Source organism: Anaerocolumna chitinilytica, assembly GCF_014218355.1.
GTDB classification, from domain to species: Bacteria; Bacillota; Clostridia; order Lachnospirales; family Lachnospiraceae; genus Anaerocolumna; species Anaerocolumna chitinilytica.
On record NZ_AP023368.1, the window covers coordinates 2,865,866 to 2,879,281 of the forward strand.

The following is a 13,416-nucleotide window of genomic DNA, read 5'->3' on the forward strand; positions in this document are numbered from 1 at the left end:
GTGTACATAGAAATCTATAATATTGTTGGAATACAGGCAAAGGGGAGTTTTTATGAGTAAAATTATGATAGTAGATGATGATCCCAATATCAGAGAGCTGGTTTGTACGCTATTAAGAAATGGAGGTTTTGAAACCTGCGAATCAAAAGATGGCCGTGATGCCTTGCAACAGATCACAGCAGTAAATCCTGATCTTGCCATTGTAGATCTGATAATGCCTCATGTGGACGGTTATGAACTTTGTCATAAACTGCGCCAATTTTATGGTTTACAGCTATCATCGCGTTAACGGTAGTCTGTCTGATTATCGGTACTTTTTTCTTTGCCAGAACAGAAAGAAACAGTGATGTATCTGGAGAAAGGTAAGATCTAAGAGTATTAGCCTCATATACATCCATAAGAGGAACTGTTATTAATAATTCCATCTTATGGATATAATTTTTTATTTACGGTTTCCCAAGGCATAACTTTATGTTACAATATACCAGTGCGATTATTCGAATTTTTGATTACAGATCCATTAGTCCAACCAAGTTAATAATATTATAGATGATATTCTAGTACCAATAGTGGTAGGGAGAGAGGAAAGAGTGAAAGATAAATCATTTCACTCCCCCTGATTTTGTACGCGTGCTAAAGCATGCAGATGGGAGCCAAATATGAAATTAGGTATAGCAGGTTCTGGAATGATTGTAAAGGAATTCCTGACGATATTACCATATTTAAGAAACATTGACACAACAGCTATCTGTGGCAGACCTTCCAGTGAAGAGAAATTAAGAGAACTTGCCCAAAGCTACAATCTAAAAGAAGTTTATATTGATTATAATTTATTCTTAAAAAGTACTATTGATACAGTCTATGTAGCTGTACCTAATAGCCTTCATTATGAATATACCAAAAAAGCACTGGAAGCCGGAAAAAATGTTATACTGGAAAAGCCCATTACCTCAACTTATGAAGAAGCTATGTTGTTAAACAATCTAGCGAGAGAGAAGAAGCTTTTTCTTTTTGAAGCCATAACAACCCTTTATTTTCCGAATTACCAAAAAATACGGGAACTAATTCCTCAGATTGGAGATATTCGAATTGTTCAGTGTAATTATTCTCAATACTCCAAAAGATATGACAGCTTTAAGGAAGGTATTATATTGCCTGCTTTTGATGTAAATCTTTCAGGGGGAGCACTGATGGACTTAAATATCTATAATATACACTATGTTACAGGTCTATTTGGCAAGCCTAAGAATGTAGAATATTACCCCAATATCGAAAAAGGAATAGATACCTCGGGTATATTAATACTGGAATATGATACTTTTAAATGTACCTGTATTGGTGCAAAGGACTGTAAGGCACCAATTGCAAATAATATACAAGGAGACAAAGGCTGCATATATCAAGATTCTCCTGCCAATACCTGCGAGGGATTTGAATTACTTTTAAACAATCAGGAGGCAAAACCGGTGAATGAGAACTGTTATCCTCATCGTATGGTCAATGAATTTATAGAATTCGAGGCAATGATAACCGGAAATCAGTTAGATAGATGCTATCAGTTATTAGAACATAGTCTGATGGTATGCGAAGTTCTGACAATTGCCAGAAAAAAAGCAGGAATTATATTCCCGGCAGACAAGGAACATAATTATGTATAATATACTAATTGTAGAAGACGATATCACCATAGCTTCCCTGGTTAAGGAAAATCTGATGAAATGGGGATTTCAGGCCAAGACCATTAAAGACTTAAATAAAGTTTTAAGTGAGGTGTTAGAAAGTAAGCCTCACCTGATACTTTTGGATATTTCACTGCCTTTTTATAACGGCTTTTATTGGTGCAGTGAAATTAGAAAGAAATCAAAGGTTCCTATTATATTTCTGACCTCCCATACAGAAAATATGGATTTGGTGATGGCTATGAATATGGGGGGAGACGACTATATTACAAAGCCATTCTCAATGGATGTATTGATTGTTAAAATACAGGCGCTGTTAAGGAGGGCTTATGATTATTATGTAGAAAGTAAAACTCTTGAAGTACAGGGAGTATCCTTAAATCTAGCGGATACCAGCCTGAATGTAATGGGAAAAGAAACAGAACTGACAAAGAATGAATATAAGATTATGAAAATTTTAATGGAGAATAAGAATAGAGTGGTGCTAAGGGAAGAAATCATGGAAGCCCTTTGGGACAGTGATTATTTTGTAGATGATAATACATTGACAGTTAATGTGAATCGACTTCGTAAGAAACTGGAGGATATGGGACTGAAAGATTTTATACAGACTAAGAAAGGCATGGGGTATCTGATTCATGAGGAAGTGCTACATTAACTACCGGAGAGGGGTATTTTTAATTCTTCTATTAGTATGGCTGTTTTTCCCTTTGATACATTTTCTTTACGGACAACCCATGGCTTCTATTCTTTATTCCTGTATCATTATGACATTTCTAAGCTCCATATTTTTATTTCTGGATTATATGGCATTCTCAAAAAAGAAAAATAGAATGGACCTGCTCCTAAAGGACCTTACAACAGAGTCTAAAGAGCTGCCGATTGCGGATAATTCACTGGAGAAGAACTACCAAGAAATGATTTCCGCGCTTTATGAGATAATGAAAAAAAACAAGACAGAAATGGAAAAGGAACACCAGGAGCAGATGGAGTATTATACCATGTGGATGCACCAGATTAAGACTCCAATATCTGCCATGGAGCTTTCCCTTAAGAACATTGATTCTAAGGAACGGCGAGGAATTGAGGGTGAACTATTTAAAATTGAACAATACGTGGAAATGGCACTCCACTATGTAAAAATGAAAGACCTTTCCTCAGATCTAGTAATCAGAGAATACGAGGTTTCAGATATCGTTAAAGTAAGTATTAAGAAATATGCTTCTTTATTTATTAATAAAAAACTTTCTGTGACCATTGTTCCAGGGGTTATGTATGTGCATACAGACAGCAAATGGCTTTCCTTTCTTATTGAGCAAATTCTCTCAAATTCCATCAAATACACCAATGAAGGAGGAATACACATCAGTTTTGCTCCAAATGCACTTGTAATTGAAGACACCGGTATCGGTATTCGGGAAGAGGATAAAGCAAGGATATTTGAGAAAGGATATACCGGGTACAATGGAAGAATTGATAAAAAAGCAAGCGGAATCGGACTTTATCTTGTAAAGAAGGTAGCAGACAGCCTTGCAGTAAAGATACAAATAGATTCAAAGGTCGGGCAGGGCACCAAAGTTATATTGACTTTTCCTGATAAGAGAGAGTTTTTATTTGAGTAAGAGGCTGCACAAATCTGCAGATGCTTATAGAAAGAAATTTTATCAAGAAAGAGTTTATGTTTATATAAGATTGTTCTATGCTTAGTGACAAAAATGTAAGATTGCGGATTCCATTTGTCATGTGAATCGATGGTTGGATTTGGCATGCTGATTTATAATTTCTGTATTGTTTTAATAAAAAGCAGAAATTAGAAAGGCAGGATAAAGTTAAGATGGAATTATTACAAGTTCAAAATTTAAAGAAAGTTTATAATACAAGGCTGGGCGGACAGCAAGTCCAAGCACTTCACAATGTCTCTTTCGATGTAGGCAGAGGTGAATTTGTTGCTATAATGGGAGCATCCGGTTCGGGTAAAACAACCCTGTTAAATATAATTGCTTCCTTAGATAAAGCCTCCTCCGGAGAAGTGTTTTTAGAGGGAATGGGATTATCCGCAATCAAAGACCGGGAGCTGTCAGCCTTTCGTAGAACGAATTTAGGCTTTGTTTTTCAGGATTTTAATCTTCTGGATAATCTTACGGTAAAAGATAATATACTACTGCCACTGGTACTATCAGGAGAAGCTATTAAAGTAATGGAAGAAAAATTGATACCATTGGTAAAACGACTTGGGATTGAAAAACTTCTCAGCAAATACCCCTATGAAATATCCGGCGGAGAAAAACAAAGAACAGCTATGGCCAGAGCATTTATTACCGGGCCGAAACTAATCCTGGCAGATGAGCCTACCGGAGCACTGGATTCCAAAGCCTCCTCCTTAGTACTTTCGTTATTTGAGGAGCTTAATAAAAACGGACAGACTATACTTATGGTTACGCACAGCACCTTAGCTGCCAGTTATGCCAAGCGTGTTATCTTTATCAAAGATGGTGATCTATTTAGCCAGGTATATCGAGGAGACGACTCGAAAAAGGTATTTTTTGATAAGATTGTCTCAACACTTTCCATTCTTTCAGAGGGAGGTGCTGACATTGGCTAAGAGCTTTTACTTGCGAATGGCAGCCACCAATTTGCAAAGAGACAAAAAAATGTATGTCCCATACGCCATATCTTATGTAATATTTTCTTCAATTTACTTTATGGTTATTACCCTCATGACTACAGATGGACTTAAGAATGTACCTTCCGGTGGAACATTACAAGCATTATTTGCTTTTGGAATGGTTATCATGAGCCTTATGGCCGCCATCTTTCTGATCTATATTAATAGCTTTTTAATGAAAAGAAGGAAGAAAGAATTTGGTCTGTATGGCATATTAGGACTTGAAAAACGCCATGTAGGCAGGATTATTTTTGATGAGAATCTCATCTTAAGCTTACTTTCCCTGACTCTGGGAATTGTAGTTGGCTGTGTCTTCGGAAATCTGATATTTCTATTATTGTTACATCTGTTGAAGGTATCACCGGATAGCAGATTTTCACTGCCATGGCAGGCATTTGCCTTTACAGGAGCCCTTTTTATAGTTGTTTTTATAATTACTACCATTATTAACTTTGTGCAGATTAGTATTGCGAATCCTATAGACTTATTAAAAGGTGCCCATATAGGAGAGAAAAAGGTACGATTTGTTTTGGTTAAGAGCATTGCAGGCTTTTTATTACTGCTTGTTGCTTATTATATGGCTAACACAGTAACTAATGGTGTCGCTGCAATATCCAAGTTCTTTTTAGCTGTATTGCTGGTAATTGTTGCAACCTTTCTGTTGTTTCAGGCGGGCAGCCAGTTTGTATTAAAATTATTGGAAAAGAGAAAGAAATTTTATTACAAAGCTAATAATTTTATAGCGATATCCGGCTTGTTAGTACGCATGAAGCAAAACGCGGCAGGACTTGCAACAATATGTATTCTATCTACAATGGTATTAGTAACAATTTCAACCTGCGGAGCACTTTATCTTGGACAGGAAGACATTCTTCATACAATGAACCCTAACGACATGAACATTGTAGTTAGACAGGAGACAAGCGAAGATCAAGAAAATAGAATATCTGATGCAATAAAAGAACAGGCCAAAAACGAAAATATTAAAATAGAACAGATGTATCATTACCATGGGTATTCCTCAATGCTATGTTTATTTCAAGGTAAACTTTATCCATATGGAAGCCAAGAGCTAAAGTCTTTAATCGGGAATGAAAACATATTTAACTATATTAGGGATATTGATATTATTACTTTAGCGGATTATACAGCGATAACAGGCGATAATAGGTCACTTTCGGAGAATGAGTTTTTCTTGTTGACTGACAATAAGACTAAAAATAAGATAAAGGTAAGCTCTTTCGGCGATGAATTTCCCATTAAGGAAATTATAACAGACTCTAAATTAATACAGGGGAAAAATGCGGAGGATAAAGAGATCTATATTGTTGCTGCAGATGAAAACAGTGGTTTAAAACTCATCAGCTCATGGTTTAAGGAGTCCACCGATAATGGCTTTAGCAACAAGTATATCCTTAACTTAAAGGGAAATGACAGTAATCTGCTAAGCTTTTCAGAAAAGCTAAATCCCCTAATTACTAAGATTGTATCAGAAAATGTCAAGGGAGAGGTAAAAAAGACAACGGTTTATTCCATTTACCAAAACCGCATTGACGGATACAGTATATATGGAGGCTTGTTATTCTTAGGTATCTTTTTTACGATTATGTTTTTAGCAGCTACAGGACTTATTATTTATTTCAAACAGATTTCGGAAGGGTATGATGATAGAGAACGGTTTGTTATTCTTCAGAAAGTCGGAATGGATGATCTGGAAGTGAAGAAAACAATCAACCGACAGATACTTCTGGTATTTTTCCTTCCTCTGGCAGCAGCCATGCTTCATGTAGCTGCCGCAAGGCATATGATTTTAAAGATGTTAGAAGCATTCTCATTGGAGAATATAACCCTAACTACCTGGTGTATAATAATATCCAGTATTGTATTTGCGATTCTTTATGTAATAATCTATAATCTCACTGCAAAAGTCTATTATAAAATAATTAAGTTTTAAAATCGAATACAGATAAAGGATAATAATACTGCTTCCAGCCAGAAATAAGAAGCAGTATTATTTTTTGCCATAATGTGTTATACTCTATGCTGTAATAGAGTTAGAAAAATCATGATATGTCTGCATTGAAGATTACAAAGGACGGGAAAGGTTTACCATGTATTCATCAAAGGAAATTAGTGTTTTTGATATTATCGGACCAAATATGATTGGTCCTTCCAGCTCCCATACGGCAGGAGCATTACGCATTGCAAGGCTGGCAGCCAATATGGTCAAGAAGCCCATAAAACATGTAACTTTTGTTTTATATGGTTCTTTTGCTATGACTTATAAGGGACACGGTACAGACAGAGCGCTGTTGGCGGGAATAATGGGCTATGATACCGAGGATAAAAGAATCAAGGAATCCTTTGAATATGCGAAGGCAGAAGGACTTTCTTATGAGTTTCGTACGAATAAAGAAGAAAAAGATGTTCATCCCAATACCGTTGATATTCATATAACCGATGAAGAAGGTAAAGAAACCACGGTTACGGGTATCTCTGTAGGTGGTGGAAGAGCCGAGATAAAGAAAATTGACGGTGTAGAGATTGATTTATCCGGCGATTATCATACAGTTGTTATTAAACATAGGGATTTAACCGGTGTTGTAGCGGCTATCACTCATATTTTAAGCGAATTTTCAATAAATATAGCATTCATGAAGTTGTATCGCGAGAATCGAGGAGCGGTTGCTTATTCGATTATAGAAGCAGATGATGCAATAGAAGGGGCAGTAATTGAGAAAATTGAGGAATTAGCCAGTGTTTATCAGGCATTTTTAGTTGAAAAAATCTAAATTCTTTACGAAGATAAGAGTGAAGGAAAATATCATTTTGAAAGGATGCCGATAACAGATTCTTTCACTCGTTTTATATACGGCAGTATTGCATTTTGCTGACAAGCTTGGGATATGCAATAGGTGTAAACATGGAGTTTAAATCAGGTAAAGTACTGCTACAGATATGTAAGGAAAAAGGTCTTCCCATTTCAGAGGCTATGCTTCTTCGAGAAATGGAGATCAGCCAGCAGTCAAGAGAATATATCTATAATAAAATGAGTCATTCCTGGGATATTATGAAGAATGCTGCAACAGGAGCCCTTACAGGGAATCTAAAATCAATGGGTGGTTTAATTGGAGGAGAGGCGTTAAAGCTGTCAAACAGACGTTTATCTGCTGAAAAGAGTGCCTGTGGAAGCCTTGTCTCTAAGGCGGTATCCTATGCCATGGGAGTTCTCGAAGTTAATGGTTCAATGGGGTTAATTGTAGCGGCGCCGACAGCGGGTTCTTCAGGGGTAATTCCTGGAACCTTTTTAGCGATAAAGGAAGAATACAACTTTAGTGATGAGCAGATGGTTATGGCGTTGTTTACAGCAGGTGCCATTGGCTATCTGATAACATACAATGCAACCATAGCGGGTGCGGAAGGCGGTTGTCAGGCTGAAGTGGGAAGTGCTTCCGCAATGGCTGCCGCAGCAATAACAGAGCTATTGGGGGGAACTCCGGCACAGTGTTTTCATGCCGCTACCGGGGCTATCTCCAATCTCTTAGGGCTGGTATGTGATCCTATCGGAGGACTTGTTGAAGCTCCCTGTCAGCAAAGAAATGCAATTGGTGTATCAAATGCGATGATTTCTGCTGAGATTGCATTAAGCGGCATTCGCAATATCGTTCCTTTTGATGAAGCTGTGGATGTTATGTACCGGGTAGGCAAAAGTCTGCCGGGGGAATTAAGGGAGACAGCTCTTGGAGGAATGGCAGCAGCACCAAGTGCTTGTTCATTATGTGGATTATGTAATTAACCGGCTCATAGCTGGGTATAAGGAATAAATTTATAGTAAATAAATATCACAAGCTGAGAAAAAGAGATAAAAGCTGGATGAGGTATCATTCCGGAATATTAGTGAACAGGAACAAACAATATTAGTTAGCAGATATAAACTAATATTGTTTGTTAAACTTATATCTCTTTTCATGATTTATATAATTGAGGTTATTTAATACATCCTTTTTACATCTAAAAAAGTAATATCACTGAATACAATTATATCTTTATTATCTGAAGTAATTGCATGGTAATCTATTGAAATTACTTTATCTTTATAATTTTTCTGGTCTAGATAGAATGAAATTACATTATAGGTTCTTATGCTTTCATCTCTGGAACGGTCAGGAATACCAAATCTGGAACTATCATCTGTATAAGTTATATCCCCGTTATATTTTAGAATACTTGTTGAAGCAGGACCATCCAAGCCAAAGGTTGTAAGAAAAACACAGTCTGGTACTCCTTTTTCAACGTTTTGTAAAAAATAATTAAGTCTGCCTGTATTAATTGATTTTTGCTTATGAGTCAGTAATATATCATTATTGATATAAGCCATCTCTTCTGTGTAATTATAAGGAACAGATAAAAGAAATTTCCTGGGGTCGCTACAATCCATAACACGAACTCTTTTTTCAATACTCTATACTTATATTTCTTAAAAATGCATGTCTGTCATATTTTCATAAAATAATATTACAAATGTCACTTGACTTATAAAGAGAAAATGATAATATTATATTAATAAACAATATTATACGCCATATAATATTGTTGAAATAAAACAGCAATATATTCTGCTGAATAATTACCTGGATGATTATTGTTTCAGCAGGTAAATATGACAAAAACATGTGGAAGTTGGTATAAATAGTATTTAAATCATGTACCAGTATAAGCGGAAAGGAAGAGACTGACATGGTATTTAATACAGGAGCTGCACTGCTTGATGCAATTGTGCTTGGTATTGTATCCAAGGATAAAGAAGGCACTTATGGTTATAAAATCACCCAGGATATACGACAGGTTATTGAAATATCGGAATCAACCCTATATCCGGTTCTAAGACGCCTTCAAAAAGAAGATTGCCTGGAAGTCTATGATTTGGCTTTTGACGGCAGAAACCGAAGATATTACCGGATTACAGATAAAGGAAAAGCTCAGTTAAAACTATATCTGAAAGAATGGAAGATTTACTCGGCTAAAATCAATCATATTTTTGTGGGGGTGGAAGTTTTATGACAAGAATTGAATTTATACGGGAACTTGAACGTCTCTTGTTTAATATACCGGCAGAGGAAAGAAGAGAAGCCATTGAATTCTATGAGAATTATTTTGAAGAGGCAGGAAATGAGGAAGAAGAAAAAGTAATAACAGAATTAGGTTCACCAGCTGATATTGCTGAAATTATTAAAAAATCATTGGATTATGGCAATAATGATTCCGGCTATTTTTCAGAAGACGGATATCATGAGACCGAAAGCGTAAAGAAAAACCTTCCCACCTTTGAAAAACGTAAGAATGAATACAATGACCAGAGACAAAACACCGATTCCGGGTTCGCGCAAGATTACAGAAGATATCAGGAAGAGAAGAATAGAAATGTGCGTTATGAGAAGGAGGAATATCAACAGAAGAAAAAACCGGTGAACATCCCTTTATTGATAATCCTTATCTTATTTGCTTTACCGATAGGTCTGCCCATTGCGATGACAATATTATGTATATTTTTAACGGTTATAATTGCAGTGGCATCAATATGGCTGGCCTTTGCAGCGGTAGCAGTGGCATTATTCTTTGCAGGTACGGCTATCATAGTTGTGGGCTTAATCCAGTTTACTTCAATTCCTGCCCTTGGTATTAGCATGGCTGGCGGTGGTTTAATAGTTCTTGGAATTGGCCTGCTCTTTACCATAGCAGCAGTATGGACAGCAGGAAAGGCATTACCTGCCGTCATAGGCTGGATAAAAGAAGTATTTAGAAGTATCTTTCGCAGAAGGAGGGCCTACGCATGAGAGCATTCATTAAAAATCTATTTCGCATAGCAGGCGGTGCTATTGCAATCGGTATCATTTTAGTACTTGTTGCAATCGGTATGGATAACAAAGTTTACACAAAATGGCATAGGATGGATTTGAATCTTGGAGATGGTTATACCTTATGGAACAATGAAGATGTTAGCAATGGAGGTCAAACTGATAATAATCAGGCAGGCGGTAAAGTAGTTGCTTCAGCAAATGCTTCCGAAGAGATCAATACCAATAAAAATTATCCTGTCACTTATCAAAATGTGAAAAGTTTGGACTTTCATATAATTGCCGGGAAACTCTTCATCAAAGAAGGAAAGGAATTTTCTCTTGATGTAAATGAGAAAGGCTCTAAAAGAATAACCAGTGAAGTTAATAATGGCGTATGGACTTTACAAGAGAATTCCTCCAAAGCCGAGAACTATGACAATGATAATAATTTTTCTATCTTTGGAATCAACATTGATTTGAATGACAGCGGCAGTAATAATTATACGGAAGTATATGTTACTATCCCAAAGGATTTTTCTGCCGATGATATTTCTCTATCTGTTGGTGCTGGTGCAATAAAAGCAGATACTTTATCTGCAAACACCGGTAAAATACAAGTTGGTGCCGGAAGCTGCAGTATTGATGAACTTAAAATAAAAGAAAACTCCTCCTTTCAGGTAGATGCCGGTATGCTTCAAATAGACAAAGGTACAATTAATAATGCAGGTATGACATGCGCTGCCGGAAAAATTAAATTTCGAGACGGTATTATTAATAATGGTGACATAAACTGTACTGCTGGAGGTATTGATATTACTGGCAGTATTACCGGAGATAGTACAGTAAGTACTTCCGTCGGCAAGATTGATCTTAACCTTGAAGGAAAAGAGAAAGACTATAATTACACCATAGACTGTAATGTGGGCTCACTTACAATTAATGGTACGAAATATAACGGAGTTAACAAGCATATCACACAGCAAAACGCGGCTCCTAACAATATGTCACTAAACTGTGATATTGGAAGTATTACAATGAATATTGATTAAAGGTTTTAGAAATGCTAGAATCACCATTAAGTAGAGTTTTATTAATTTTATTATATAATTATTGTGAAAGCAGCCATTCGATAGAAGGCGGCAGAAAGGTGGAAATATGGAAAATAAGAGATTGTACCGTTCAAGAAAAAACAGAATGATAGCAGGTGTTTGCGGAGGATTTGCAGAGTATCTAAATATTGACCCTACGATAGTCAGACTCGTAATTGTACTCCTTGCTATATTCGGTGTATCAGCAGGATTCTGGATTTACCTGATAGCAGCTATCATAGTTCCGAATGAGGAGTAAGAACAATCATTTTTGCCATTGGTTATTTACAGAAAGGGGCAATTATGATAAAGTATCTATTTAGGATACTTTAACGGAGGACAAAACATGCAGAAAATAATTGATATCATCGGGAAGGAAGTAAGAGAGGCTTTTGAAGCAAAGGGCTATGATACTAAATATGGTGTTGTTACGCTCTCTAACAGACCTGATTTATGCCAATATCAATGTAATGGAGCCTTAGCGGCAGCCAAGGCATATAAAAAAGCACCACTTGCCATCGCAGAAGAGGTTGCGCAGATTTTAAAAATGAGTGAAAGCTTTGAAAAGATTGAGGCCGCCGCCCCAGGATTTATAAATATTATATTAAAGAATGAATTTCTATCCGGTTATGTAAAACAACTTTCCCCGGAGAATCAATTTGGCTGTGAAAAAACACAGGCACCGAAAACAATTGTAATAGATTATGGCGGTGCTAATGTGGCAAAACCCCTTCATGTAGGTCATTTAAGACCGGCAATTATCGGTGAGAGCATCAAAAGGATTGACCGTTTCTTAGGACATAATGTTATTGGTGATGTTCATTTAGGAGATTGGGGACTGCAGATTGGTTTAATCATGATGAAGATTAAGCTGGAGCAGCCGGATTTGGTATATTTTCAGGCAGATTATCAGGGTGAATATCCAAGTGAAGCTCCTTTTACAATTAGTGAGTTAGAGCAGATCTACCCTGCCGCCAGTGCTTATTCCAAAGAAAATGAAGAATTCAGGGAAGCTGCCAAGGCTGCAACTGTTGAACTGCAAAATGGAAATCCTGGATATCGTGCTTTGTGGCAGCACATATTAAATGTTTCCATTGAAGATTTAAAGAAGAACTATGATAATTTATTAGTAGATTTTGATCTCTGGAAGAAAGAAAGCGATGCCCAGGGCTATATCCCCGGCATGGTTGAGTATCTAAAGCAGAACAATTATGCCAGAATCAGCGAAGGCGCACTGGTAGTAGATGTAAAAGAAGAGACGGATACGAAAGAAATGCCACCCTGTATGATATTAAAATCAGATGGCGGAACGCTCTATAACACCACCGATCTTGCTACTATGGTGGAAAGAATGGAACTATTTAATCCGGATGAAATACTTTATGTAGTTGATAAAAGACAAGAGCTCTATTTTGAGACCGTATTCCGTTGTGCGAAAAAGACAGTCCTGGTACCGGAAGAAACGAAGCTTACCTTCCTTGGATTTGGCACTATGAATGGTAAAGACGGTAAACCCTTTAAGACAAGAGATGGCGGTGTAATGCGTCTTGAGAATCTCATTCAGAATATCAGTAATGCAGTTCTTGATAAGATTCTTGAAAATCGCGATATGGACAGAAAAGATGCAGAAGCAATCGCTAAAAAAGTAGGTCTTGCCGCTTTGAAATACGGAGATTTGTCAAATCAAGCTTCCAAGGACTACATCTTTGATTTGGAACGATTTATTTCCTTTGAAGGAAATACCGGTCCTTATCTTCTCTATACCATTGTTCGAATTAAGTCTATTATTCAAAAGTATGGTAAGGAGCTTGCTGCAGCAGATGCTTTACAGCCAGGTAAGACCCAGTCTGAAGTTGACTTGATGCTTGAAGCAGCTAAATTCAATGAAGTAATTGAAGCTGCCGGAAATGAGTATGCACCTCATAAAATATGTCAGTACCTTTATGGATTAGCAAATGCTTTTAACAGTTTCTATCACGAAAACAAGATATTAGCAGAAGAAGATAAAGAGAAGCAGAAATCCTGGATTTCTCTGATTACTTTGATTAAAGGTATTCTCGAAACAGGAATTGACCTGTTAGGTTTTGAAGCTCCAGAAAGAATGTAAATAATGCTTGCATTTTAGTATTAAATGATGTACGATTTTT

The 13,416-nt window shown here is 36.7% G+C and carries 14 protein-coding genes; 13 read left to right on the forward strand and 1 reads right to left on the reverse strand.

Going from position 1 to position 13,416, the window contains the following annotated elements; all coding sequences use genetic code 11:
• Positions 1 to 52: 52 nt before the first annotated feature.
• From bsdcttw_RS12415 to sdaAA, 8 genes are all read left to right on the forward strand, one after another.
• A complete protein-coding gene (locus tag bsdcttw_RS12415; RefSeq protein ID WP_185255186.1) occupies positions 53 to 289 on the forward strand; it encodes a response regulator transcription factor in 237 nt (78 codons plus the stop codon).
• Between the two features lie 370 nt (positions 290 to 659).
• The gene (locus bsdcttw_RS12420; protein ID WP_185255187.1) at positions 660 to 1,658 is read left to right on the forward strand and encodes a Gfo/Idh/MocA family protein; all 999 of its coding nucleotides are present in this window, start codon (positions 660 to 662) and stop codon (positions 1,656 to 1,658) included.
• Complete coding sequence (locus bsdcttw_RS12425; protein ID WP_185255188.1) at positions 1,651 to 2,337, forward strand: response regulator transcription factor; 687 nt, start codon at positions 1,651 to 1,653, stop codon at positions 2,335 to 2,337. Before bsdcttw_RS12420 ends, bsdcttw_RS12425 begins: the two co-directional genes overlap by 8 nt.
• A complete protein-coding gene (locus tag bsdcttw_RS12430; RefSeq protein ID WP_185255189.1) occupies positions 2,318 to 3,301 on the forward strand; it encodes a sensor histidine kinase in 984 nt (327 codons plus the stop codon). The genes bsdcttw_RS12425 and bsdcttw_RS12430 overlap by 20 nt, the downstream gene beginning before the upstream one ends.
• Before the next feature lie 212 nt (positions 3,302 to 3,513).
• Entirely contained in the window at positions 3,514 to 4,281 is a 768-nt protein-coding gene (locus tag bsdcttw_RS12435; RefSeq protein WP_185255190.1) for an ABC transporter ATP-binding protein, read from the forward strand.
• The gene (locus bsdcttw_RS12440; RefSeq protein WP_185255191.1) at positions 4,274 to 6,298 is read left to right on the forward strand and encodes an FtsX-like permease family protein; all 2,025 of its coding nucleotides are present in this window, start codon (positions 4,274 to 4,276) and stop codon (positions 6,296 to 6,298) included. The genes bsdcttw_RS12435 and bsdcttw_RS12440 overlap by 8 nt, the downstream gene beginning before the upstream one ends.
• A gap of 157 nt (positions 6,299 to 6,455) precedes the next feature.
• Positions 6,456 to 7,136, forward strand: coding sequence for an L-serine ammonia-lyase, iron-sulfur-dependent subunit beta (gene sdaAB, locus bsdcttw_RS12445; protein WP_185255192.1), 681 nt, complete (start codon positions 6,456 to 6,458; stop codon positions 7,134 to 7,136).
• Positions 7,137 to 7,267: 131 nt separating this feature from the next.
• Positions 7,268 to 8,140, forward strand: coding sequence for an L-serine ammonia-lyase, iron-sulfur-dependent, subunit alpha (gene sdaAA / locus bsdcttw_RS12450; protein WP_185255193.1), 873 nt, complete (start codon positions 7,268 to 7,270; stop codon positions 8,138 to 8,140).
• Between the two features lie 195 nt (positions 8,141 to 8,335).
• Here sdaAA and bsdcttw_RS12455 read toward each other — a convergent pair whose 3' ends face one another.
• Entirely contained in the window at positions 8,336 to 8,782 is a 447-nt protein-coding gene (locus bsdcttw_RS12455; RefSeq protein WP_185255194.1) for a hypothetical protein, read from the reverse strand.
• 299 nt (positions 8,783 to 9,081) lie between these two features.
• On the opposite strand from bsdcttw_RS12455, the gene bsdcttw_RS12460 reads away from it, so the two are divergent.
• The 5 genes from bsdcttw_RS12460 (at position 9,082) to argS (ending at position 13,376) form a co-directional block, all read left to right on the forward strand.
• Positions 9,082 to 9,405 carry a PadR family transcriptional regulator gene (locus bsdcttw_RS12460; RefSeq protein ID WP_185255195.1) on the forward strand — a complete coding sequence of 108 codons (324 nt, stop codon included), beginning with the start codon at positions 9,082 to 9,084 and terminating at the stop codon, positions 9,403 to 9,405.
• Positions 9,402 to 10,178, forward strand: a complete 777-nt coding sequence (locus tag bsdcttw_RS12465) for an HAAS signaling domain-containing protein (protein ID WP_185255196.1) — start codon at positions 9,402 to 9,404, stop codon at positions 10,176 to 10,178. Before bsdcttw_RS12460 ends, bsdcttw_RS12465 begins: the two co-directional genes overlap by 4 nt.
• Complete coding sequence (locus tag bsdcttw_RS12470) at positions 10,175 to 11,230, forward strand: DUF4097 family beta strand repeat-containing protein (protein ID WP_185255197.1); 1,056 nt, start codon at positions 10,175 to 10,177, stop codon at positions 11,228 to 11,230. Before bsdcttw_RS12465 ends, bsdcttw_RS12470 begins: the two co-directional genes overlap by 4 nt.
• Positions 11,231 to 11,336: 106 nt before the next feature.
• On the forward strand, positions 11,337 to 11,528 hold the full coding sequence (locus bsdcttw_RS12475) for a PspC domain-containing protein (protein WP_185255198.1): 192 nt from the start codon (positions 11,337 to 11,339) through the stop codon (positions 11,526 to 11,528).
• 87 nt (positions 11,529 to 11,615) lie between these two features.
• Entirely contained in the window at positions 11,616 to 13,376 is a 1,761-nt protein-coding gene (gene argS / locus bsdcttw_RS12480; RefSeq protein ID WP_185255199.1) for an arginine--tRNA ligase, read from the forward strand.
• The last annotated feature ends 40 nt before the right edge of the window (positions 13,377 to 13,416 follow it).

What these genes read in the sequence shown, in the direction of transcription:
- bsdcttw_RS12430 (WP_185255189.1), top strand. Translation starts at nt 2,318, where the DNA reads ATGAGGAAGTGCTACATTAACTACCGGAGAGGGGTATTTTTAATTCTT.
- bsdcttw_RS12415 (WP_185255186.1), top strand. Translation starts at nt 53, where the DNA reads ATGAGTAAAATTATGATAGTAGATGATGATCCCAATATCAGAGAGCTG.
- argS (WP_185255199.1), top strand. Translation starts at nt 11,616, where the DNA reads ATGCAGAAAATAATTGATATCATCGGGAAGGAAGTAAGAGAGGCTTTT.
- bsdcttw_RS12455 (WP_185255194.1), bottom strand. Translation starts at nt 8,782, where the DNA reads ATGGATTGTAGCGACCCCAGGAAATTTCTTTTATCTGTTCCTTATAAT.
- bsdcttw_RS12475 (WP_185255198.1), top strand. Translation starts at nt 11,337, where the DNA reads ATGGAAAATAAGAGATTGTACCGTTCAAGAAAAAACAGAATGATAGCA.
- sdaAB (WP_185255192.1), top strand. Translation starts at nt 6,456, where the DNA reads ATGTATTCATCAAAGGAAATTAGTGTTTTTGATATTATCGGACCAAAT.
- bsdcttw_RS12465 (WP_185255196.1), top strand. Translation starts at nt 9,402, where the DNA reads ATGACAAGAATTGAATTTATACGGGAACTTGAACGTCTCTTGTTTAAT.
- bsdcttw_RS12425 (WP_185255188.1), top strand. Translation starts at nt 1,651, where the DNA reads ATGTATAATATACTAATTGTAGAAGACGATATCACCATAGCTTCCCTG.
- bsdcttw_RS12435 (WP_185255190.1), top strand. Translation starts at nt 3,514, where the DNA reads ATGGAATTATTACAAGTTCAAAATTTAAAGAAAGTTTATAATACAAGG.
- sdaAA (WP_185255193.1), top strand. Translation starts at nt 7,268, where the DNA reads ATGGAGTTTAAATCAGGTAAAGTACTGCTACAGATATGTAAGGAAAAA.
- bsdcttw_RS12420 (WP_185255187.1), top strand. Translation starts at nt 660, where the DNA reads ATGAAATTAGGTATAGCAGGTTCTGGAATGATTGTAAAGGAATTCCTG.
- bsdcttw_RS12460 (WP_185255195.1), top strand. Translation starts at nt 9,082, where the DNA reads ATGGTATTTAATACAGGAGCTGCACTGCTTGATGCAATTGTGCTTGGT.
- bsdcttw_RS12470 (WP_185255197.1), top strand. Translation starts at nt 10,175, where the DNA reads ATGAGAGCATTCATTAAAAATCTATTTCGCATAGCAGGCGGTGCTATT.